General features: G+C 36.2%; 17 protein-coding genes and 1 riboswitch. Of the genes, 4 read left to right on the top strand and 13 right to left on the bottom strand.

Annotated elements, in window-relative coordinates; all coding sequences use genetic code 11:
- Nucleotides 1–84 precede the first annotated feature (84 nt).
- Nucleotides 85–615 carry a YehS family protein gene (locus tag JFT89_RS19340; RefSeq protein WP_002010158.1) on the bottom strand — a complete coding sequence of 177 codons (531 nt, stop codon included), beginning with the start codon at nt 613–615 and terminating at the stop codon, nt 85–87.
- A gap of 230 nt (nt 616–845) precedes the next feature.
- On the opposite strand from JFT89_RS19340, the gene JFT89_RS19335 reads away from it, so the two are divergent.
- On the top strand, nt 846–1,013 hold the full coding sequence (locus JFT89_RS19335; protein WP_002010155.1) for a hypothetical protein: 168 nt from the start codon (nt 846–848) through the stop codon (nt 1,011–1,013).
- Between the two features lie 144 nt (nt 1,014–1,157).
- On the opposite strand, the gene JFT89_RS19330 is transcribed toward JFT89_RS19335, so the two are convergent.
- The 3 genes from JFT89_RS19330 to rlmD form a co-directional block, all read right to left on the bottom strand.
- On the bottom strand, nt 1,158–3,176 hold the full coding sequence (locus JFT89_RS19330) for a GAF domain-containing sensor histidine kinase (RefSeq protein ID WP_002010154.1): 2,019 nt from the start codon (nt 3,174–3,176) through the stop codon (nt 1,158–1,160).
- A gap of 214 nt (nt 3,177–3,390) precedes the next feature.
- Nucleotides 3,391–4,380: a tRNA dihydrouridine synthase gene (locus JFT89_RS19325; RefSeq protein ID WP_201040463.1), complete on the bottom strand. Its 990-nt coding sequence runs from the start codon at nt 4,378–4,380 to the stop codon at nt 3,391–3,393.
- A 201-nt stretch (nt 4,381–4,581) separates the two neighbouring features.
- Entirely contained in the window at nt 4,582–5,958 is a 1,377-nt protein-coding gene (gene rlmD / locus JFT89_RS19320; protein ID WP_002140209.1) for a 23S rRNA (uracil(1939)-C(5))-methyltransferase RlmD, read from the bottom strand.
- A gap of 121 nt (nt 5,959–6,079) precedes the next feature.
- A riboswitch (purine riboswitch) is annotated at nt 6,080–6,181 on the top strand.
- Between the two features lie 197 nt (nt 6,182–6,378).
- Here rlmD and JFT89_RS19315 point away from each other — a divergent pair.
- Nucleotides 6,379–7,575, top strand: coding sequence for a NupC/NupG family nucleoside CNT transporter (locus JFT89_RS19315; protein WP_002151520.1), 1,197 nt, complete (start codon nt 6,379–6,381; stop codon nt 7,573–7,575).
- Nucleotides 7,576–7,620: 45 nt separating this feature from the next.
- Here the strand turns inward: JFT89_RS19315 and JFT89_RS19310 are convergent, their stop codons facing one another.
- Nucleotides 7,621–8,328, bottom strand: a complete 708-nt coding sequence (locus JFT89_RS19310; protein ID WP_016096984.1) for a hypothetical protein — start codon at nt 8,326–8,328, stop codon at nt 7,621–7,623.
- 505 nt (nt 8,329–8,833) lie between these two features.
- Between JFT89_RS19310 and JFT89_RS19305 the strand changes: the two genes are divergently transcribed.
- Together JFT89_RS19305 and JFT89_RS19300 are read left to right on the top strand one after the other, a co-directional pair.
- Nucleotides 8,834–9,910 carry a polysaccharide deacetylase family protein gene (locus tag JFT89_RS19305; protein ID WP_002063577.1) on the top strand — a complete coding sequence of 359 codons (1,077 nt, stop codon included), beginning with the start codon at nt 8,834–8,836 and terminating at the stop codon, nt 9,908–9,910.
- Between the two features lie 116 nt (nt 9,911–10,026).
- Nucleotides 10,027–11,256 carry an aminopeptidase gene (locus JFT89_RS19300; RefSeq protein WP_002010058.1) on the top strand — a complete coding sequence of 410 codons (1,230 nt, stop codon included), beginning with the start codon at nt 10,027–10,029 and terminating at the stop codon, nt 11,254–11,256.
- A gap of 40 nt (nt 11,257–11,296) precedes the next feature.
- Here JFT89_RS19300 and JFT89_RS19295 read toward each other — a convergent pair whose 3' ends face one another.
- The 8 genes from JFT89_RS19295 to gatB form a co-directional block, all read right to left on the bottom strand.
- Nucleotides 11,297–11,620 (bottom strand): DMT family transporter, encoded by a 324-nt coding sequence (locus JFT89_RS19295; RefSeq protein WP_000263259.1) that lies wholly within the window; start codon nt 11,618–11,620, stop codon nt 11,297–11,299.
- A 47-nt stretch (nt 11,621–11,667) separates the two neighbouring features.
- Entirely contained in the window at nt 11,668–13,119 is a 1,452-nt protein-coding gene (gene gabD / locus JFT89_RS19290) for an NADP-dependent succinate-semialdehyde dehydrogenase (protein WP_016096982.1), read from the bottom strand.
- Nucleotides 13,112–14,479 carry a sigma-54 interaction domain-containing protein gene (locus JFT89_RS19285; RefSeq protein ID WP_016096981.1) on the bottom strand — a complete coding sequence of 456 codons (1,368 nt, stop codon included), beginning with the start codon at nt 14,477–14,479 and terminating at the stop codon, nt 13,112–13,114. The genes gabD and JFT89_RS19285 overlap by 8 nt, the downstream gene beginning before the upstream one ends.
- Before the next feature lie 305 nt (nt 14,480–14,784).
- A complete protein-coding gene (gabT, locus tag JFT89_RS19280; RefSeq protein WP_044444279.1) occupies nt 14,785–16,149 on the bottom strand; it encodes a 4-aminobutyrate--2-oxoglutarate transaminase in 1,365 nt (454 codons plus the stop codon).
- Nucleotides 16,150–16,303: 154 nt separating this feature from the next.
- Nucleotides 16,304–17,050: an HAD family hydrolase gene (locus JFT89_RS19275; protein WP_085308847.1), complete on the bottom strand. Its 747-nt coding sequence runs from the start codon at nt 17,048–17,050 to the stop codon at nt 16,304–16,306.
- 147 nt (nt 17,051–17,197) lie between these two features.
- Nucleotides 17,198–18,328, bottom strand: a complete 1,131-nt coding sequence (locus tag JFT89_RS19270; RefSeq protein WP_201040462.1) for an RNA-guided endonuclease InsQ/TnpB family protein — start codon at nt 18,326–18,328, stop codon at nt 17,198–17,200.
- A gap of 807 nt (nt 18,329–19,135) precedes the next feature.
- On the bottom strand, nt 19,136–20,041 hold the full coding sequence (locus JFT89_RS19265) for a diacylglycerol kinase (RefSeq protein ID WP_002010051.1): 906 nt from the start codon (nt 20,039–20,041) through the stop codon (nt 19,136–19,138).
- A 508-nt stretch (nt 20,042–20,549) separates the two neighbouring features.
- Nucleotides 20,550–21,977 carry an Asp-tRNA(Asn)/Glu-tRNA(Gln) amidotransferase subunit GatB gene (gene gatB, locus JFT89_RS19260; RefSeq protein ID WP_002063571.1) on the bottom strand — a complete coding sequence of 476 codons (1,428 nt, stop codon included), beginning with the start codon at nt 21,975–21,977 and terminating at the stop codon, nt 20,550–20,552.
- Nucleotides 21,978–21,981: the final 4 nt, after the last annotated feature.

Raw genomic sequence — 21,981 nt, 5'->3', positions numbered from 1 at the left:
AATAAAAAAGAGCAGGATACAAACGTCCTACTCTACCTATTATATCATTTACTGCTTTATCATAAATGTTACAATGCTTATTTCTTATCCTCTATAGCTTACAGCTAATCCCTTTAAGAAATTCCTTGCGTATCTATCACCGCACTCTTTGTAATTCTTATGGCCTTCTTTTCTTAATAGAGCGCTTAATTCTCCTTTTGTTACAATGACTCCTACGTCTTCTAATATATCAAGCATATCTTCACTTGTTAATGATAGTGCTATCTTCAATTTTTTTAGAACGAGATTATTAACACTTCCATTACTCTTTAAAGACATCGCTTGTCTATCCGATTGCCCTGGTTTTGGATCTTGTTTTCCTCTTTTAAAAGTAATAAAACCATTCAAAAATGACTCTAACATAACATTATTGCATTTTATTTCGTAATCATATTCAACTACATCAATATCATCAACTTCATCATAGTAACTGTTTTTTAATTTTGTCAGCATCTTTCGCACTTCTTCTTTTGTTACTTCAACGCCACCAAGTTTAAATATCTCCACCATATCTGTATCTTTTATATCCAGAGCATATCTTACTCGAATTAATATATCATTATTACTTATAGCCATTGTTTGTCCTCCTGAAATGTTGATTATAGTAATGCTTTTAGCATGTGTAAATTAATATCGTTAAGTTACTACTTTAACATTTTAGAGGTTGGTTTTGTAGTCTTAGGTGGATTAATGGTTTTGGGGATGATTTTAAAACAGCAACATATGTTGTTTAGGTACTTTTAATTATCCATTTTAACCCAATTAAATTATAATGATACTAGAGTTAATATGAGAGGGAATCAATATTGAATTATCTAATTGGTTATAAAGATGCTGAACGAAACTTCGGACATGAGGACCCAATGCTAACAGAATATACATATGGAGAGCCAGGATCTAATACCGAAAAGCTCCTAAAAGTACAAAAGGGAGATTTACTATTAATTAACACACTTGAAAATGGACTAACCTGATATAGGTTAGTCCATTTCTTTTTATTTTAGTGGGCAACTCAAACATGAATGTTACGCAAAATTCAGGTGAAATATATTGATTGTGTTTACTTAGGTTTTCCTTTTTATTTGTGGTACGGTTCACCGTAACTAATCTAAATGAGGTTATTGTTCATTATTTTCATAATTAAATTTAACAAAAAAGGTAGTGCCTTCCGAGCCTGTTTGAATTTCTATTTTCGCATTATGCCGGGCAGCAATAGCATAACATACGCCTAATCCCAATCCAGTTCCATTATCTTTGGTCGTGTAAAATGGAGTACCCAGTTTCTCTAATACTTCAGGCCTGATACCTTTTCCTTGATCCCGCACTGCAAGCACCACACAATTTCGACCTTCCTTGTAGGTGCTAATGGTTAGAACTTTCCCTGTGCTCATCGCTTCTAAGCCATTACGGTATAGGTTTATTAATAATTGCCGTATCTCATTACGATTTAAAAGTAATTCCGGAATGTCATTTGTATCGACTTGAATATATTTATTTTGATTATACGTATCAATTTTTATTAAAGGAATACTATCGTGGATAATTGAATTTAAATCTAACATCTGTAAATCCGATTTCTTTGTATTACCCATTGAGAGAAATTCCGTAATAATAGAATTGGAACGGTCAAGTTCTTCAATCATTAAATTAAAGTACTTATTATGTTTCTCATAGATGCTCTCTTCTTTTAATAACTGCAAAAACCCTCGTACTGTTGTCATTGGATTTCTAATCTCATGGCTGATACCTGCTGCCATTTGCCCTATTAAATCTATGTTGGATAACCTTTTCAATTCCTGCTCATATTGCTTTTTTTCCGTTATGTTTTTAAAAACACAACAAATACCATCATCATACGGGTATGCAATAACTTCGTGCCAATATTCATCAGAGATAGAAAAAGATTCGAAATGAACTGTAGTTCGCTCTGACATTGCACGATGAAATTCCTTATACATAACTGCGTCGACGCTACTCAGGAAAACATCCCATATATTCTTGCCTAATACATCTTTTGCTGTTTTTCTTTGTGGAAAATATTGATGCTTATTTACGTACGTAAATTCCCATTTATTATTCAAAGTAAAGAATCCATCCGTAATACTTTCAATCACACTTGTAACTTTTTCATTAGCAGCAGCTAGTTCTCTCGTTCGCTCTTCCACCATACTTTCAAGTTGATCCATATATAACAAGTTTGAAAACGTAGGAGCTGTGGCATCAACGATAGATTTTGCCAGTTGAATTTGGGAATTATCGTAATTGTGAGCTTTTCCCTCTTTGCCAACGACGATTACCCCTAATATTTCTCCCATTGAAACCAATGGAATCATCAGTAGACCCTTACTATCTATATTTTTTGTTTGAATAACCTCTTGGATCTTGGCTTCATAGCTTTTCTCCATCCAATCCGCTTCTGTCCAATCACAGTCCTTGCTTAACTTTGTTGTTTTAATCGTTGTTTTGTCTAGCGGATCTAAAAGGTGGGCAGCCATGTTTTTACTCTCTAAAATCTGTCCTAAGTAAAAAAAACATTTATCAAAACTCTCCTGTATCGAGGAACACATTGATAAATCACGGGTAACATCTAGTAATAGCTGCTTCTCGGCAATAAGGTTTTCCTTTTGTGTTAAATTATTTGCATTTTGAATTGCGACCGCAGCCATATTTACATAAGCTTCAACACTTTGAATCTCTGAATCTGTTAAGTTCATTGGAACTCCATAATCAAATAAAAAAACCAGACCAAATAACTCTTGTCCAAATGAGATAGGCAGGGCTAATAAGGACTTAATTTTGAACGCAGCAACTGGTCTCGGATCCGGCCGATGATCCTTTGATGTATCAGGAATATAAATGGTTTTTTTGGTTTCAATAACTTCTTTTGCCAGTAAGTCTATTTCAGGATCAATTACCTGAGTATCGAGCGTTACGCCATTTATGGTCTCTGGTTTTCCTGCAAAACCTCTAAATGTTCCATCTTCCTGAGGTAAATAAATTCCAACAGCGTTGCACCTAACAATCTCCTCTGATATCGCCATTGTTACACGCTGCAATACTTCACGTAGTTCTAATTTTGTATTTATTATTTTTGTTATATTCGCGAGCCTAGAATATCTCGTCTGATCACTTAACATTCACATAGCCTCCAAGTTATAGGCATAATAAAATAAACATGATAATATCAGTGAAAATCAAGACCAACCTGCCATTTTCAATTTTCTCCTGTATTCTTTTCTTACCCTTGTTTTACATAGAATACCTCACTTACTTATGATACGGTTCACCTTAATTAAAATGAAACAAACACTCATAAAATCGCTACACCCTATCCCCTCTAACTTTCAAAAGTTACACTGTTTCACTATCTCCATCCTTATCAACACTCGCCTCAAACTTATCAAGCAACGCACGCACTTCATCAGTTGATTTCGTGTTCATCAATTGATTTCTTAGTTCAGCAGCTCCAGGGAAGCCTTTTACATAAATTTTGAAGAAGCGATGAAGCCCTGTGATTGAGCGTGGTAGTACTTCTGCATATTGATCTTGAAGATCAAGCTGTAGTCTTAGAAGATCAAGGTGTTCTTTACTGCTATGTTCTCTTGGCTCTTTTTCAAAAGCAAATGGATTTTTAAAGATACCTCGTCCAATCATAACGCCATCAATACCGTATTTTTCAGCAAGTTCCATTCCAGTTTGACGATCAGGAATGTCTCCATTGATTGTTATTAGCGTATTTGGTGCGATACGGTCACGTAATTTTTTAATTTCCGGAATTAGTTCCCAGTGCGCATCTACTTGGCTCATTTCTTCTCTTGTACGTAAGTGAATAGAAAGGTTCGCAATCTCTTGTTTGAAAATGTGCGTTAACCAATCTTCCCACTCGCTTAACTCTTTAAAGCCAAGTCGTGTTTTTACGCTGACAGGTAGTCCGCCTGCTTTTGCTGCTTGAATTAGTTCTGCTGCAACGTCTGGACGTAGAATAAGGCCACTACCTTTTCCTCTTGATGCTACATTCGGTACAGGGCAGCCCATATTAATATCGATGCCTTTAAATCCTAGCTCTGCCATGCCAATACTCATTTGGCGGAAGTATTCGGGATTATCTCCCCAAATATGTGCCACCATTGGCTGTTCATCTTCTGTAAAAATTAAACGGCCACGCACGCTTTTCATACCTTCTGGATGACAATAGCTATCCGAGTTTGTAAACTCTGTGAAAAATACATCTGGGCAACCAGCTTCACTTACTACGTGACGAAAAACAACGTCTGTCACATCTTCCATTGGTGCAAGTACAAAAAACGGTCGTGGTAAATTATCCCAAAAATTATCTATCATTTCAAATTCAAATCCTCTCAATATGAATACAATTTCAAACTCTCAATTTAAAAATATAAAGCCAAATAGCAAAAGTACATTTGGACATTTATATTTTGTGAAAATCAGCAATATTCATTTTAACTAAAATCGTTGCTGAATGGTATTTTTATAAACCAAAAAGCAGATGGTATAGATTTTTCTATATCAACTGCTTTTTTATTATACCAACTTAAGCCAAGCCACACACTCTACATGAGTCGTATGCGGGAACATATCAACAGGCTGTACTTCCTGTGTTTTATATCCGCCTTCTTCTAGTACTTTTAAGTCGCGTGCTAATGTTGCTGGGTTACATGATACGTATACGACGCGCTTTGGCTTCATGTCGATGATTGTGTTTAGTAATGCTTCGTCACAGCCTTTACGCGGTGGGTCTACGACCATTGTGTCGGCGATTACGCCTTCTTTGTACCATTTAGGAATAACGACTTCTGCTTCTCCTACGCCAAATTCAGCATTTGTCATGTTGTTTAGTGCTGCGTTTCGGTTTGCGTCCTCGATTGCTTCTGGAACAATTTCAACACCGTATACTTTTTTAGCTTTTTGCGCTAGGAATAAGGAGATTGATCCGATTCCGCAATATGCATCGATTACTGTTTCGTTACCATTTAACTTTGCGTATTCTAACGTTTTATCGTATAGCACTTTCGTTTGTTCTGGGTTTACTTGATAGAATGAACGTGCTGAAATCGCAAATTTAATGTCACCGATAAAGTCATAAATATATTCTGATCCGTACAGTACTGTCGTTTTGTCTCCAAAAATAACGTTTGTACGTTTCGTGTTTACGTTTTGAACGATTGATTTTACTTCTGGGAATTTCGCTGCGATTTCTTCAATGATTGCTTCTTTATTTGGCAGTTCAGCTGTACGTGTAATAAAGACAAGCATAATTTCCCCTGTTACTTGTCCGTAGCGAGCCATTACGTGGCGAAGTGTTCCTTTGTTACGCTCTTCATTGTAAGCCGAAATACCGTGCTTTTCACAAATACGTTTTACTTCTTGAATTAATGTATCGTTTTCTTCCGCCTGAATTAAGCATGATTCCATATTAATGATGTCATGCGTTCCTTGACGATAGAAACCAGCTACAAGTCCACCTTCACGTTCTCCAATTGGCACTTGTGCTTTATTGCGGTATACCCACGGGTTTTTCATGCCAAGTACAGGATGAACAGGAACATCACTTAATCCACCGATGCGCTGCATAACGTCACGTACTTGTTTTTCTTTCGCTTTTAATTGTCCTTCATATGTTAAGTGTTGAAGTTGACAACCTCCGCACTCGTTGTACACGGGGCATTCTGCATCTTTACGATATGGACTTTCTTGATGAAGCTTCATTAAACGACCAAACGCGAAGTTTTTCTTCACTTTAATAATTTTAATTTGCGCTTCCTCACCTGGTAATCCGTTTTTTACGAAAATAGGATATCCCTTCACTTTCGCAACACCGGCACCATCATGTGTTAAATCTTCAAACACTACATCTATAAACTCGTTTTTTTCAACTGGTGGCGTCATTTTTATACTCATTTTCCGACCTCTCTTTTTCATAACACTGCGTTACATTTTATCATACTTATATGGTCTATTTCTATTGGAAGAAAAAAAGCTATTGACGATAGTTCTCTAGTAATGTTACGCTACTACTAATTTAATACGGACGATGTTACCTCATATATAGTCGATAATATGGATCGAGAGTTTCTACCCGGCAACCTTAAATTGCTGGACTATGGGGAAAACTAATGAATATTAGCCTATGTATAAAAAAGACTCCTATTGATTAGCTTTCTCTCATAGATGAAAGTGAATCCATAGGAGTCTTTTTTTTATTTTTCAAAAAGGTCAGACATCTTACGTATGACATGAAACTTCCATTACTTTATTTTTAGTAATATAACGAGCGTTTTATGTAAAAACTTTATACGAACTTCTGAAAGGGGCAACTACATGCAATATGTAATGAGCATTATCGGCATTCTTGTCGTTTTAGGTTTATGTTTTGCTTTGTCAAACAACAAAAGTAAAATCAACTTCCGTGCAATTGCTATTATGATTGGTTTTCAAATTTTAATCGGTTGGTTTATGTTTGGCACAAAGATTGGTCAACAAATCATTGTTTTCATTGGTAAAGTTTTCAACAAACTAATTAAACTTGGTACGACAGGTGTCGATTTTCTCTTTAATGGAATTCAAAGAGATTTTGTCTTTTTCTTAAACGTATTACTAATTATCGTATTTTTCTCAGCACTACTTTCTATCTTTAGTTACCTAGGTGTTTTACCATTCATCGTTCGCATTGTCGGCGGTGCAATTTCAAAAATTACTGGTTTACCACGCGTTGAATCATTCCACGCAGTAAATTCTGTATTCTTCGGTTCAAGTGAAGCGTTAATCGTTATTAAAAACGATTTACAGCATTTTAATAAAAACCGTATGTTTATCATTTGTTGTTCTGCGATGAGCTCTGTTTCTGCTTCTGTTACAGCATCATACGTAATGATGTTAGATGCGAAATATGTACTAGCAGCTCTTCCACTAAACTTATTCTCAAGCTTAATCGTTTGTTCGTTATTAACACCAGTTGATACGAAAAAGGAAGATGAAGTGATTCAAAAATTTGATAGAACTCTATTCGGAGACAGCTTTATCGGCGCAATGATTAACGGTGCGCTCGACGGTTTAAAAGTAGCTGGTATCGTTGCCGCATTAATGATCGCCTTTATCGGTGTTATGGAAGTTGTAAACTACGTAATTAGCGCAGCTTCAGGTGCAATGGGATATGCTGTTACTTTACAACAAATCTTCGGTTATATACTTGCTCCATTCGCATTCTTAATGGGTATCCCAACTCATGATATTATCCCAGCTGGTGGTATTATGGGTACGAAGATTGTCTTAAATGAATTCGTAGCAATCCTTGATTTAAAGGGCGCTGCTGCAACATTAGATCCACGTACAGTTGGAATCGTTACTGTATTCTTAATTAGCTTCGCAAGTATTAGCCAAATTGGTGCGATTGTTGGTACAATCCGTGCCCTTTCTGAAAAACAAGGAAGCGTCGTATCAAAATTTGGTTGGAAAATGCTATTTGCATCAACACTTGCTTCTATTTTATCTGCAACAATCGCTGGATTGTTTATTTAATAAAAAATCACCTTACTCGTTAAAGTAAGGTGATTTTTTGATTCTTTATGAAACCGAACGGAATTCAACTACTTCCTCTTTACTAATAAGCTTTCCTTCGTGTATACCTTTTACTGAAATATCAATAACAGATTTATTCTCTCCTTCAAGCTTGCCTAAGGAAAATAAATAGATTAAATCTTTTTTTTGTAACATCCATTGCTTGCCATTCACTGGACCTAATATTCTTTTTTCTGAAGATGGTTTTGTTTCTCCAACATACTGACATTCTCCAAAAGAAGTTTTTATTATATTCTTCTCTGTATCAATTACTAGCTGCTGAAATAGCTCCAGATTTTTACTTGAAACAATTTCTATCTCATGGTTACTTTTTTGCTTAAATTTAAGTTTTCCATCACTTGTATTAGATAAACTACTATTCTCAACGGCATTTCTAAAAAAATTATATTCTTCTTCTGTAATACCAAAATTCGGGTGATAAGGCTTCACCTGCTTATCTATATGCCCCGATATGTAGTTTACATACCACTCTTTATCATTTTTTACATGATCACTCATTTTTTTAGTAATAACCTCTACTTTTTTACGGGTATCACGATCCATCTCAATCGTCATAATATCCGCCGTAACTTCCGCATTCATTAGGCGTGATGGAATATACTCCTCCACACTATTCGCTTTACTCACTTCACTTTGACAACCGACTATGAATAGCGATATGAAAAGGATATATACTAGTTTTTTATATTTCATTTCTGTTCTCCACTCCGTACATCATTCTTGCTTACATTTATAGCGGTTCTTATTATAGTCCAAAATCCTGATATTTTAATAGAAACTACTCTACATATGCAAAATTGCATATTAATAAATCTTTCTCTTACTTTAAAATTAACTTAAACCATTTACCAAAATATACAAGTTGCAAATGGACAATGTTATAATTTGTAAAAAATACATTGGAGGATATTATGAAAGCCCACGCCCTTTTCGATTTCTTACACTTACTAGTTTTAAGCATGAAAAGCTATTATGTATGGGGAATGCCAATCTATGTATTCATTATCCCTCTTATTTTTGTAGTAGGCTATATCATTATCAAATCAAATAAGAAACGCAAGAATACCTCTATTCAAAGTCATTAACCTACCCTTCACCTAAAAGTGATATGATGAACAAGGGTATATCCCCACCTCTCTTATAGCGGTGGGGATTTTAATGTAAGTATGCAACATAATACACAATAGAAGGTGATTTTATGAGAAAATACGCAGCGATTGCTTTATGTACGTCTGCCATTCTAGCAGGATGTAATACTAGCAATGTAGAGCCTAAAAAAGAAAAAAAGGTTCAAGAGGTTAAGAAACAAGAAGAGTCTGTGCAAGAACAAGGTAAAATCTCTTATAATCCAATTACGCACGAATCTACAAACGCAAGTATCCATATTACAGACATAAAGGATTCTTTAACCGAAGTACAATATAAAATTTGGCGTACTGCTGATGGAAAGGAAAGTGCTAAATCTTTTTCTTCTAAAGAGAAAGATCAACAATTTACACTTCCCTTTGATATAAAAGAATTTGAAGGAAAACGCGGTGAATACCAAATTGAAGCAACAGGAACAACAGAGGGCGGAAAAGCTATTCCACTTACGAAATCTACTATTACTTTCGAGCAAAAAGTTCCTGTTCTTATGTACCACGCAATTGATGATTATCATGGACAAGGTATTAAAGATTTATTCGTATCGCCTGCTAACTTTGAAGCACAAATGAAGTATTTAAAAGACAATGGTTATACATTATTAACATTTGAACGCTGGAGCGATATAAATAAAGTAAACAAGCCGATTTTCGTTACATTTGATGACGGTATGAAAAATAATATGAATGCATTTCGCATTTTACAAAAGCTAAAAGATGATACTTTTAAACCAGCAGCAACAGAATATATGATTGTTGCTAACGTTGATGTAGAAGGCGCCCTTTCTACATCTGAAATAAAAGAAATGGTTGATTCAGGTATTTTTTCTGTACAATCTCACACAGCAACACATGCAGACTTGCCGAAAATTACAAACTATGATGAAGAGTTAAAAGGATCAAAAGAAAAGCTCGAGAAAATAACAGGTAAGCCTGTTATCGCAATTGCTTATCCATTCGGTCATGTAGATGATAAAGTTGTCGCAGAAACAAAGAAACACTATCAATTTGCAACGACAACGAAGCCTGGACAATTCATTACGAAGGGTGAACCTGATGAGTTGTTAAAAATGAAGCGTGTTCGCATACACCATACAACGACTGTAGAACAATTTGCTTCTTCGATTAAATAACTATTAGAGCTCAATACATTTTGAGCTCTCTTTTTACGTTATATTTATATATATTTTTAGAATTTTCTTGTATTATATATAGTAAGAAATCTTTCAAACTAAAGGAGATTATACATATGTCATTTGAACAAACGTTAGAGAAATATGCTGCCCTTGCAGTCAATGTTGGTGTTAATATTCAACCCGGACAAACTTTATCAATCAGTGCACCTCTTGAGGCTGTACAGTTTGTACGCCTCGTTACAGAAAAAGCATATAAATCTGGTGCAAAACACGTATATGTTGATTGGAATGATGAGACGTTAACACGCTTAAAGTTCGATCTAGCTCCTGAAGAAGCTTTCTCTGAATTCCCTTCTTGGAAGGCACATGCTCGTGAAGAATTAGCAAAAGAAGGCGCTGCATTTATGTCCATCTATGCAGAGAATCCTGATCTATTAAAAGGTGTAGAACCAAAGAAAATTGCAACAGCTCATAAAGTAGCTGGAGAAGCGATGAAAGTATACCGTGATTATGTACAAGCAGATAAAGTAAGCTGGTGCGTAATTTCTGTTCCTACGAAAGAATGGGCTGCAAAAGTATTCCCTGACGTAGCGCCAGAAGAACAAGAAACAAAACTATGGGATGCTATCTTCAAAGCTACTCGTGCTGATTTAGAAAATCCTGTGGAAGCATGGAAAGAACATGATGAAACACTACATACAAAAGTAGATTACTTAAACGAAAAACATTATAAAGCTCTTCACTATACAGGCCCTGGAACAGACTTAACAATCGAACTTCCAGAGAAGCATGTATGGGCTGGTGCTGGTAGCTTAAATGAAAAGAACGTAGCATTTATGGCTAACATTCCAACTGAAGAGGTATTTACAATGCCACTTAAAACAGGTGTGAACGGCCAAGTGTCTAGCACAAAACCGTTAGCATTTGCAGGTAACATTATCGACAACTTTACGTTAACATTTGAAAACGGACGTATCGTAGACTATAAAGCTGAATCTGGTGAAGAAGCTTTAAAACATTTAGTAGAAACAGATGAAGGTTCTCACTTCTTAGGCGAAGTAGCTTTAGTACCTCACGATTCACCAATTTCAAACACAAATATTTTATTCTACAATACGCTATTTGATGAAAATGCATCTTGCCACCTTGCAATCGGAAATGCTTATGCATTTAACTTAGTTGGCGGAAAAACAATGTCTAAAGAAGAACTTGCTGAAAATGGTGCAAACGCTAGTATTACACACGAAGACTTCATGATTGGATCAGCTGAACTTGATATCGACGGCATTACAGCTGATGGAAGACATGAGCCAATCTTCCGTAAAGGTAACTGGGCGTTTTAATAAAAATAAAAGGCTATCTTCCACGCCGGAAGATAGCCTTTTATGATGCCGACGACACTTTCAGTCCAATTACTCCTAAAACAATAAAGAGAATACAAAATGCTTGGAATAAATTAATATGCTCTTTAAAAAAGTACACACTAATGATTGTAATAAGTAGCGTTCCCACACCAGACCAAATTGCATAAGCAATGCTTAAATGAATCTTTTTAACAACGATAGCAAACACGCTGAAACAAATTCCATAGAATACGAAAATAAGTACACTTGGAACAAGCTTTGTTAAACCGTTCGATAACTTCATCGCAATCGTTCCAGCTACTTCAAAAATAATTGTTACGAGTAATAATAGCCAATATACCATACTAGAATCTCCTTCTCTGTTACCTTATAGAGATTCTAGTATACTACTTATAGTCCTAACGAAATATATTTAATTTCTAAATATTCCTCGATACCGAAATGGCCTCCTTCACGGCCGATACCACTTTCTTTAAAGCCTCCAAATGGTGCTTGTGCAACTGATGGAAGGCCATCGTTTAAGCCGATAATTCCGTACTCTAACGCTTCACTAATTTGGAATGCTTGGCTAATATCTTTTGTGAAAATATAAGCAGCCAAGCCATATGGTGTATTATTTGCTCGTTCGATTACTTCTTCAACTGTTTTAAATTTCGCAACTGGTGCAACCGGTCCAAATGTTTCTTCATTCATACAAAGCATCGTGTCATTTGCCAATCCAATTACTGTTGGCTGAATGAAATAACCATCTAACTCTGCAAATTTATGGCCACCGTATAAAACTTCTCCGCCCTTTTGAATTGCATCTTCAATATGTTCTTGTACTTTCGAAACTGCATTCGCATCAATAAGTGGACCTACAGTTGTTCCTTCGCCGAATCCATCTCCGACTTTAAGCTGCTCTACAGCTGTTGTGAACTTCCCTGCAAATTCTTCGTACACTTCTTCTTGAACAAAGACGCGGTTTGTACATATACACGTTTGTCCTGCATTACGGAATTTCGAACCAATTACCGCTTCTACCGCCTTATCTAAATCAGCATCATTCATAACAATAAATGGAGCGTGACCACCTAATTCAAGCGAAACCTTTTTCATCGTTTGCGCAGCGCTAGCCATTAATTCTTTCCCAATTTCAGTTGATCCTGTAAAAGAAACTTTTCGAACGCGCTCATCTTCCATCCACGTATCAGCAATTGCTTTTGCACTACCTGTTACAATATTTATTACACCTTTTGGAATGTCTGCTTCATGTGCTAATTCAACTAACTTCAATGCAGTTAATGGCGTTTGACTCGCTGGTTTCACAACTGCCGTACAGCCTGCTGCAAGTGCTGGAGCTACCTTTCTTGTAATCATAGCAGCCGGGAAATTCCACGGTGTAATAGCTGCCATAACCCCAACTGGTTGCTTCATAACTAAAATACGCTTATTCGGATGAGAAGCAGGAATCATTTCACCGTATATTCGCTTTCCTTCTTCTGCGTACCATTCAACAAAACTATTTGCATAATTCACTTCACCAAGTGCTTCTGCAAACGGCTTCCCTTGCTCTCTCGTCATGATTGCTGCAATTTCTTCTTTATTTTCATCAATGAGCGTGAACCATTTTTTTAACTTTACTGCGCGATCCGCTGCCGTTAATTTTGACCATAATTTAAAAGCCTCATGTGCAGCATCAACTGCTTGCTTTGCCTCTGTAATCCCGCCCTTTGGTACAGTTGCAAATACTTCCTTTGTCGCTGGATTATTCACTTCGATTTGTTCTTGCAGTGTAATCCACTCACCATTTATATACATCGCTTTTTTATCTAAGTTTACGAACGTCGCCTTTTTATCCAATGTTTTCTTCCTCCTCTATAAACTTCTTAATTTTCCTAGTAGCAGCAGATTGACTTATTTGTAAAAACTCAGCCACTTTATAACTTGATCCATACGTTTTATACGCTTTAAGAATAATATTTCTTTCTACCTCTTCCAGCATTCTATAAAGACTTTGTCCGGATTGTTCAACTGTGGCCTCTTGCATAGAGAGTGGTAAATCTTCTACCATTACAAAATCATCTGCAGTGATAACAATTCGTTCAATTACATTTTCAATCTCTCTATTATTTCCTTCCCAAAGGTACCCTACAAACATTTGTAACGTACTAGGAGCTAACTTTACATCACGTCCGTACTTTTTATTAAAATGCTGTAAATAATGATAGATGAGCGGCAAAATGTCTTCTGTTCTCTCCCGAAGTGGTGGAATTGAAATTGGAATGACATTCAGACGATAGTATAAATCTTTCCGGAATGTTCCTTGTTTCACCATCGTACTTAAATCTCTATTTGTTGCCGCTACAATTCTAACGTCCACCTTTTTTAATTCTCTTCCGCCTATAGGACGAAACGTTTTTTCTTGCAATACTTGCAAAAGCTTCGCTTGAATTTCAAGCGGCATTTCACCAATTTCATCTAAGAAAAGAGTTCCTTTATGCGCTGATTCTAATAGCCCCTTTTTCCCTTCACGATTTGCACCTGTAAAAGACCCACCTGAATATCCAAAAAGCTCAGATTCGATTAAATTCGTCGGCAATGCCGCACAATTAATTTCATAGAAACTTTCATTCTTCCGGTGACTCACTTCATGCAAATGGCGCACTAATCGGCTTTTCCCCACTCCAGTCTCACCTAATACGAGAACAGTACTATCTACTACTGATACTTTTTTTATTGTTTCGATTATTTTTTGCATAGCGATACTTTTAAAAATAAGTCCTTCGTGTTCATATGTTTCTCTTAATTCTTTTTTATATGTTTTTAACTGATTATCCATTTCCTCTACCTTTTGACGTAATTGATAGAGTTCTGTAAGATCACGAGAATAACTAATCACTCTTCTTAAATTTCCCTCATCATCAAAAACAGGCCTTGTACGAACATGCAAATACTCTCCTGATTTCGTTGTTTGAACAAGTTCAACTGGCTTTTTCTTTTCAATTACTTCTAACGTTGCAGACGGATAAAAAATCCCTTCTTTTTGTAGTTCTTTTACATGCTTTCCTACTAATTCCTTAGCAGAGAGCTGGTAATGTCTTTCACACATGCTATTTACACGTACAACAATTCCTTTATCATCCGTAACAAAAATTTCGTCAAATGCATATTCGAATACATCTTGTAAATCCATCAACATTCGTTCCTTTTCTGCAACCATCCTAGCCACCCCTTACTTTAAATCCATCGATTCACTTCACTACCTTTATTATAAAGTGAATTTTCTGCATTTTATATAGAGTAAGCTAGAATGTTTTCAATTTGTTATTTATACAAATCTATTTATATTTTTCAACACATAATTCGCTGCCTTGAAAAATACAGAATGCCATCGCAACCACACCCTCACTTTGTTTTAGCTTGGCATGGAGCAGGAAAAGGGGCTGATCGATTCTATATATGACCAGATGCTCTCTTCCGCCTAAAAAGAAAAGCTTTATGCCCTTTTTAAGTTATCCCAATTCTTTAAACACGAGCGATATTTGCTTGCTCATAACAAGCTTGCAATGATTCTTCAATTATTGTTAAACCTTCCTCAAGTTGCTCATCTGTAATAACTAATGGCATTAAAACACGAATAACATTTCCATATGTTCCTGCTGATAGTAGAAGTAATCCATGCTTATTTGCTTCTGCACATAAATTAGACGCTAATGTTTTATCAGGCGCTTTCGTCTTGCGATCTTGAACGAGCTCGAATGCACACATTGCCCCTAAGCCGCGCACATCACCGATGCAATTATATTTGTTTTTCATCTCTTGGAATCGGTTCATTACGACTTTCCCTACTTCTATCGCTCTATCATTTAATTTCTCTTTCTCTATTACATCAAGCACAGCTAATGCAGCCACACATCCTAGTGGGCTTCCTGCATACGTTCCGCCCAGTTCTCCCGGTGCAGACTCATTCATAATTTCTTTACGCCCAATCACGCCGCTTATCGGTACACCAGCACCTAATGATTTAGATACCGTAATTAAATCTGGAACGACATCATAATGATCAATTGCAAAGTATTTTCCAGTACGACTAAAGCCTGTTTGAATTTCATCAGCTACAAATAAAATACCGTGCTCTGAACAAATGCTGCGTACTTCTTGAACGAATTTCTTACTTGGAACGATAAATCCGCCTTCCCCTTGAACAGGTTCCATTACAACAGCTGCAATTGTTTCTGGTGCTACTTCTGATATGAAGAAGTTCTTAAACTCCTCAATGATAAAGTCGTCATACTGCTCTTCTGTTAACCCTTCTGGGCGACGGTATTCATATGGGAATGGCGCTTTATATACTTCTGGAGCAAATGGGCCAAATCCAAATTTATATGGTTTTACTTTACTTGTCATCGTCATTGTCATTAATGTACGCCCATGAAATCCTTTAGAAAATGCGATAATTCCAGGTCTCTTCGTATATTTACGAGCAATCTTCACTGCATTTTCAACCGCTTCTGCCCCACTATTTAAAAACAGCACTTGTTTATCGAAATTACCTGGTGCTAATGCGGCAAGCTTTTCCGCTAATTCAATATACGGCTCATACATCATCACATTAAATCCAGTATGAATATATTGATCTACTTGTTTATGAAGCGCTTCTTTAACAGCTGGATGACAATGTCCTACATTAATTGTCCCAATTGCTCCTGCGAAATCAATGTACTGATTTCCATCCACATCTGTTACGAGTGCACCATTTGCAGACTGTACAAATGTTGGAATACCATTACTTACTCCTTTTGGTACTATATTTTGGCGGCGTTCTAATAAAGACGCTGCTTTCGGTCCTGGAATTTGTTCATTTACTTTAGCAAATTTTTTTGTGTTCATTGTGTACCCCATCCTTTTCTATACAATGTTTTCTCTTTATATTGCAAGATGTATGCCAACTTCCTCTTTCTAGTATTCATCCCATTCTCTTACTATCTCGGCATAAAAAATAAGTCTATAAAGACTCGTATAGAGTCTTTATAGACTTATTCATTTATACATTAGACTTTCCTTGTTCCCAAATAAACTCACCTGAATGAGAAATTAAATCTTCAACAGATTGTAATACTAAATCTGCAAGTGGTTCTAACGTTTGACGATCACCCGTACCAGATAGTACGCCAATCGCATAACAGTCGCCACCATTTTTCGCTAAATGTAAATCCGTCGGTGTATCCCCGATGACTGCTACTTCACATGTCTCTAAATTAAATCTCTCACAAAACGATTCTACAATTTTTTTATCTGGCTTCTGTGCTGGAAATGTATCTGAAGCTATAACACAATCAAAAAAGGCTTCCAATTGATATTGCTTTAAAAATAATTCTGTCGGCGCGAAATCATCAGCTGTAACGACACCTAGAATAAACCCTCTATCCTTTAATGCTTGTAAAACTTTCGGTAAATCTGCCGTCATTCTCATATGTGAACGATGCTCGTACATAAGAGCAAACAACTTTTCACTCACCCATTGATGCATCTCTTCTTCTCTAGATGATGCAATATACTTACAAAGCCCCTTGGCCACATCAAGACTTGTTCCAGCAGCGAGCGCACTACGCGGATGAACAAATGCTCCATCTACGCCAATCTCTTTTAATAAAGCCTGCTGCATTGATTCTGGTAGTTGATATAAATTTATACATTCTGCAACAAGCTCTTCAGCTACTTTTATCCAAATTGAATGAAAATCCATTAATGTCCCATCTTTATCAAATAGTATTGCTTTTACCTTCTCCATAGCACCGATACGATAAACTTAACTAAATCTATACAATTCAATGAAATTTACACAAGTTAGTGCTTCATCGTGTTCTCGCAACCCCGAAGGGACGAGGGGTATAACACTCCACACGAGGCAGTATCGTTACCTCATATTATCAAGCATTTATTTTACCCATCTTGATAAATTTATTGAAGCATTCAAATCTCTATCGTGATGGCTATTGCACCCAACACAACGCCACTCACGTATTTTTAAACTCCACTGTCCTTCTGGTTGAACTGAATGGTCGTATTTAACTCCACAACTTGAGAAAATCTTGCTTGAGGCGAACCATTTATCAGCTTTTACATACTCAATGCCATACTTCTCGCACTTGTATGATAAACATTGAAAGAAGAAGTTTAATTTTTGAAATGAAAATGCTTTCGATAGTTTTTTGTTTTTTAACAGGTTTGAGATAAGTAAGTCTTCCACAACAATCCTCTTTGGTTTGGTTTTCACCAATTTAGCTGTTGCTTGATGGATATGGTTATTTCGGATATTCGTAATTTCCCTAGATAACCGAAGGTGCTCAGTTTTAGCTTTTTCATATCCGGCAGATTGAATTTTTACACCTTTTTTAAATCTCCTAGACATATCTCTTTGCGCTGACTTTTTCCTTTTCAAAAGTTTTTTAACCTTAGCATCTTTGTTTATATTTCGTTCTTTCGTACCATTAGAAGCTACAAACAACTCTTTTAAACCAACGTCCACACTAATCGACTCATTGGTTAGTTCTTGTGGTTCGAATTCTTCTTTGAACCCTACACTAATCCACCAGTGACGACCATCAAATGTAACTCTTGGATTTGATGGTTTTTTGTTTCTTGGTAGTTGTTGGCTTGTTTTCACTTCTCCAATAGACTGAATATGAACCACTTTCTTTCCTATAATCAGTCTTTCATAATTGGCATAAAATCCTTGGATTAAATCTTTTTTGGTTTTATAAGAAGTGTGATAGACACTTTTGTACTTTTTGAACGAATTTTTTCGCGCCTTGTCAAAATCTTTTGAAGCCTGTTTTGGAACTTGTGCGTTGATGTCATTTAACCACTCATATCGCTTTCGCTTCTTGATCTTTGTAAATCGTTTCTGTAAATCTAACTGTGAAACAGATTTTCCGAATAGCTTATAGTATCTATCACTCATTCTTTTACAATAGTTATAAGCAAACCTTGAAGCTCCAGCATGATTTCGAAGCACTTTTTCTTGTTCAGGCGTTGGAATCAGTCTGACTTTCTTCGCCAATATCATCAGAATTTAACTCCTTTACTGTGCGATTATTCGGCACTCACCTTTCAGATAATGAAAGATTTGTTCTTCTGAATAGTAGCGTGTTCCATCAGCATTCTCCTAAGACTACTAGGATACAAACCTGTTAATTCCGATACTTGACTAACTCGTAAAAATTTCATTATTATTTTCACCTCATTGCATTTACCATAATGCATAGATTCGGTAGATTCAATGAGACTTGATAGATTTAATTAAATTTATCTCGTTCAACTAAGGGCGCAATTCCTTAGCCAGTTCTCTTATGAACTTCTCATGTTTTCACATGAGCGCAGACTATATGTTTATCTACTTAGAGATAGAGGATTTTTCCATCACCATAGGCTTGTGATGTACTCTCGTCAGTTATACGAGATAGTCGTTGAACGTTCATCTTATCAATTTTGACTTAGACGATTCGATGCGGAAGACCCATTATTCTAGTGTTTAGGATTTAACCTTGCACGATCTGATTGATTTTTTCTGCTTTCGCGACATTCACGCTCGCTATTTCTAGCCACGTTGTAGTTCAATCAGCTTTAGGGATTGCCCGCAGTTAACCCTCACTACTAGCCAATCACTTGACTAGCAGGGCTTACTGATATATTTAATTAACTTTAGTTATAAATGGTTAAATAAATCGTAACAGTTAGTTACCCTACCTCTCGTTTCTTATCTCCTCCAGTGTATCAATAAAGTATGGATATAACATAAACGAATTGTAAAAATACCATAAAAATCAAACTAACTTCCAATTTACAATTCCTCTATATAATAAAAAGGATGCCTTTACAGGGCATCCTCTTGGTGTTCAGGAACAAATAGTTCCAGACAATGATATATATTTTCGAATTCCATCGGTGCATCTCCGCCATATTCACCATCTAAGTTGATCATTAATTTATCAGGTGAATGCACTTTAATACGATTCGCTTGTGTATATAGTACTTTCGGATTGTTAATATGTTCCCCACGCTGCGCTTGTGTTGCTGCTTTAATTAAATCAGCGATAGAACCTTTTTTCAGTACTAATAAATCAAATAATCCATCGTTAATAGATGCATATGGTGCTACTTTTTCGAATCCACCAACTGAACGAGTATTCGTAATTAAAAACATCGTAATTTCTTCTTGTAGCAACTTCCCATCATACTCAATTTCAACATATGTTGGATGTAATGATGGTAACATTTCGATTCCTTTTAAATAGTAAGCAAGTTGGCCTAATACCGTTTTTAGCTTGCTTGGTACTTCATATGTTAATTCTGTAATACGGCCGCCACCAGCGATATTAATGAAATATGTATCATTCGCTCTACCAAGATCTAACGGTACCGTTGTTCCTTCACAAATAATATCCGCAGCCTCTTCAATAACACGAGGTACACCGATCGCACGCGCAAAATCATTTGTCGTTCCAACTGGAATAATTCCAAACTTTGGACGATGCTCATGTCCTACTAAACCGTTCACTACTTCATTTAATGTACCATCACCACCAGCTGCGATAACAACATCAAACTTACGATCCGCAGCTTGCCTCGCTGCCACAGTCGCATCTCCAGGACCAGTTGTCGCATGACAAGACGCTTCATATCCAGCTTGTTCTAATTTTTGTAATACTTCTGGTAAGCTCTTCTTAAATAGCTCGCGCCCAGAAGTAGGATTATAAATAATTCTTGCTCGCTTCATCATTTATTAGCACAGGAAATTCCTTATTCATTGAAAAACGAATACACCGAACCCTTATTCAGTATCCCTATGCTTACCTCCTCTCATCTTCCTATCCTTCTTTAATTCCGCTCAAACAGGCAGTAAGAACCCGATTCGTGTAGCCCATCAAAAGTAACTATTCATTTTCAATGGTTTTGTTTTATTTGACAAAAAAATTTATGTCCATCTATTTCCTCACAACAATTTACATATAACGAATAATAATTATCTATTATTTCATGAGATGAAAAAACCTCTATGTCTAGATTTATCATTATTCCCACCTTTTTGCAACTATCATACCATAGTTGCTATACAAACATTTTTTCACTTTTGACAGTTAATCAAACGTTTGTTTAAATTATTTTTCACCATTTAAACAAACGTTTGATTAACTCAGAAAAAACACCCAAATACGGGTGTTTTTTCTGTTTAATCTTTAAGAATCTATACTATTTTAGCGTTCAAAAATAAGAATTCTTCTCTTTTTTTAGCGCTTATTAATCTCTTCAAGTAAGATTTTATTAACAAGCGGTGGATTTGCTTGTCCTTTTGTAGCTTTCATAATTTGACCAACTAAGAAGCCAATTGCACGGTCTTTACCATTTTTAAAGTCTTCAATAGATTGCTCATTATTATCAAGAATTTCTGTTACAACCTTACGAAGTGTTCCTTCGTCAGAAATTTGAACCAGACCTTTCGCTTTAACGATTTCGTCTGGGTCTCCACCTTTTTCAATTAATTCATTAAATACTTTCTTCGCGATTTTAGAAGAAATTGTACCTTTTTCAATTAATTGAACCATTTTAGCTAAGCCAGCTGGCGTTAATGCAACGTCTTTTAATTCTTTTTGTTGTTTGTTTAAGTATGCAAGTACTTCACCCATTAACCAGTTTGATGTTAATTTCGCATCAGCACCGTCTGCAACTGTTGCTTCAAAGAAATCAGACATCTCTTTCGTTAATGTCAATACATGCGCATCATAAGCTGGTAAGCCAACTTCTTCAACATAGCGAGCTTTACGTGCATCTGGAAGTTCTGGAATAGAAGCACGAATTTCTTCTTTCCACTCATCGTCGATGTAAAGTTCAACTAAGTCTGGCTCTGGGAAGTAACGGTAATCGTCAGATCCTTCTTTTATACGCATTAAGATTGTTTTCTTCGTTGCTTCATCATAACGACGTGTTTCTTGTTGGATGATACCACCAGATAATAATTCTTTTTCTTGGCGCACTTGCTCATGCTCAAGACCTTTTTGCACGTAAGTGAAAGAGTTTAAGTTTTTCAGTTCTGCTTTTGTACCGAACTTCTCTTGTCCAACTGGACGAAGTGAAATATTCGCATCACAACGAAGAGAACCTTCTTCCATCTTACAATCAGATACACCTGTATATTGAATGATTGATTTTAACTTCTCTAAGTACGCATATGCTTCTTCTGGAGTACGCATATCTGGCTCAGATACGATCTCGATTAAAGGCATACCTTGACGGTTGTAGTCTACTAATGAACCGTCAGCTGCATGCGTTGATTTACCAGCATCTTCTTCTAAATGAAGACGTGTAATACCGATACGTTTCTTTTTACCGTCTACTTCGATTTCAATCCAACCATTTTCACCAATTGGCTTATCAAATTGAGAGATTTGGTAAGCTTTCGGATTATCTGGGTAGAAATAGTTTTTACGGTCGAACTTCGTTTCCGTTGCGATTTCACAGTTTAATGCCATTGCGGCTTTCATTGCAAAGTTAACTGCTTCCTTATTTAAAGTAGGAAGTACCCCTGGGTATCCTAAGTCAATTACACTTGTTTGTGTATTTGGCTCCGCTCCGAATTCTGTTGGACTCGCAGAGAAAATTTTCGAATTTGTTTTTAACTCAACGTGAACCTCTAACCCAATAATTGTTTCTAAATTCATCTAT

This window comes from Bacillus sp. TH25, assembly GCF_016650935.1.
In the GTDB taxonomy this organism is placed as follows: Bacteria; Bacillota; Bacilli; order Bacillales; family Bacillaceae_G; genus Bacillus_A; species Bacillus_A mycoides.
Note: the sequence above shows the minus strand (reverse complement) of the source record. Positions and strands in the feature narration are given on the sequence as shown.

Excerpts from the sequence above, each read along its gene's own strand:
- JFT89_RS19340 (WP_002010158.1), bottom strand. The coding sequence starts at position 615 with ATGGCTATAAGTAATAATGATATATTAATTCGAGTAAGATATGCTCTG.
- JFT89_RS19330 (WP_002010154.1), bottom strand. The coding sequence starts at position 3,176 with ATGTTAAGTGATCAGACGAGATATTCTAGGCTCGCGAATATAACAAAA.
- JFT89_RS19325 (WP_201040463.1), bottom strand. The coding sequence starts at position 4,380 with ATGATAGATAATTTTTGGGATAATTTACCACGACCGTTTTTTGTACTT.
- rlmD (WP_002140209.1), bottom strand. The coding sequence starts at position 5,958 with ATGAGTATAAAAATGACGCCACCAGTTGAAAAAAACGAGTTTATAGAT.
- JFT89_RS19315 (WP_002151520.1), top strand. The coding sequence starts at position 6,379 with ATGCAATATGTAATGAGCATTATCGGCATTCTTGTCGTTTTAGGTTTA.
- JFT89_RS19310 (WP_016096984.1), bottom strand. The coding sequence starts at position 8,328 with ATGAAATATAAAAAACTAGTATATATCCTTTTCATATCGCTATTCATA.
- JFT89_RS19305 (WP_002063577.1), top strand. The coding sequence starts at position 8,834 with ATGAGAAAATACGCAGCGATTGCTTTATGTACGTCTGCCATTCTAGCA.
- JFT89_RS19300 (WP_002010058.1), top strand. The coding sequence starts at position 10,027 with ATGTCATTTGAACAAACGTTAGAGAAATATGCTGCCCTTGCAGTCAAT.
- JFT89_RS19295 (WP_000263259.1), bottom strand. The coding sequence starts at position 11,620 with ATGGTATATTGGCTATTATTACTCGTAACAATTATTTTTGAAGTAGCT.
- JFT89_RS19285 (WP_016096981.1), bottom strand. The coding sequence starts at position 14,479 with ATGGTTGCAGAAAAGGAACGAATGTTGATGGATTTACAAGATGTATTC.
- gabT (WP_044444279.1), bottom strand. The coding sequence starts at position 16,149 with ATGAACACAAAAAAATTTGCTAAAGTAAATGAACAAATTCCAGGACCG.
- JFT89_RS19275 (WP_085308847.1), bottom strand. The coding sequence starts at position 17,050 with ATGGAGAAGGTAAAAGCAATACTATTTGATAAAGATGGGACATTAATG.
- JFT89_RS19270 (WP_201040462.1), bottom strand. The coding sequence starts at position 18,328 with ATGATATTGGCGAAGAAAGTCAGACTGATTCCAACGCCTGAACAAGAA.
- JFT89_RS19265 (WP_002010051.1), bottom strand. The coding sequence starts at position 20,041 with ATGATGAAGCGAGCAAGAATTATTTATAATCCTACTTCTGGGCGCGAG.
- gatB (WP_002063571.1), bottom strand. The coding sequence starts at position 21,977 with ATGAATTTAGAAACAATTATTGGGTTAGAGGTTCACGTTGAGTTAAAA.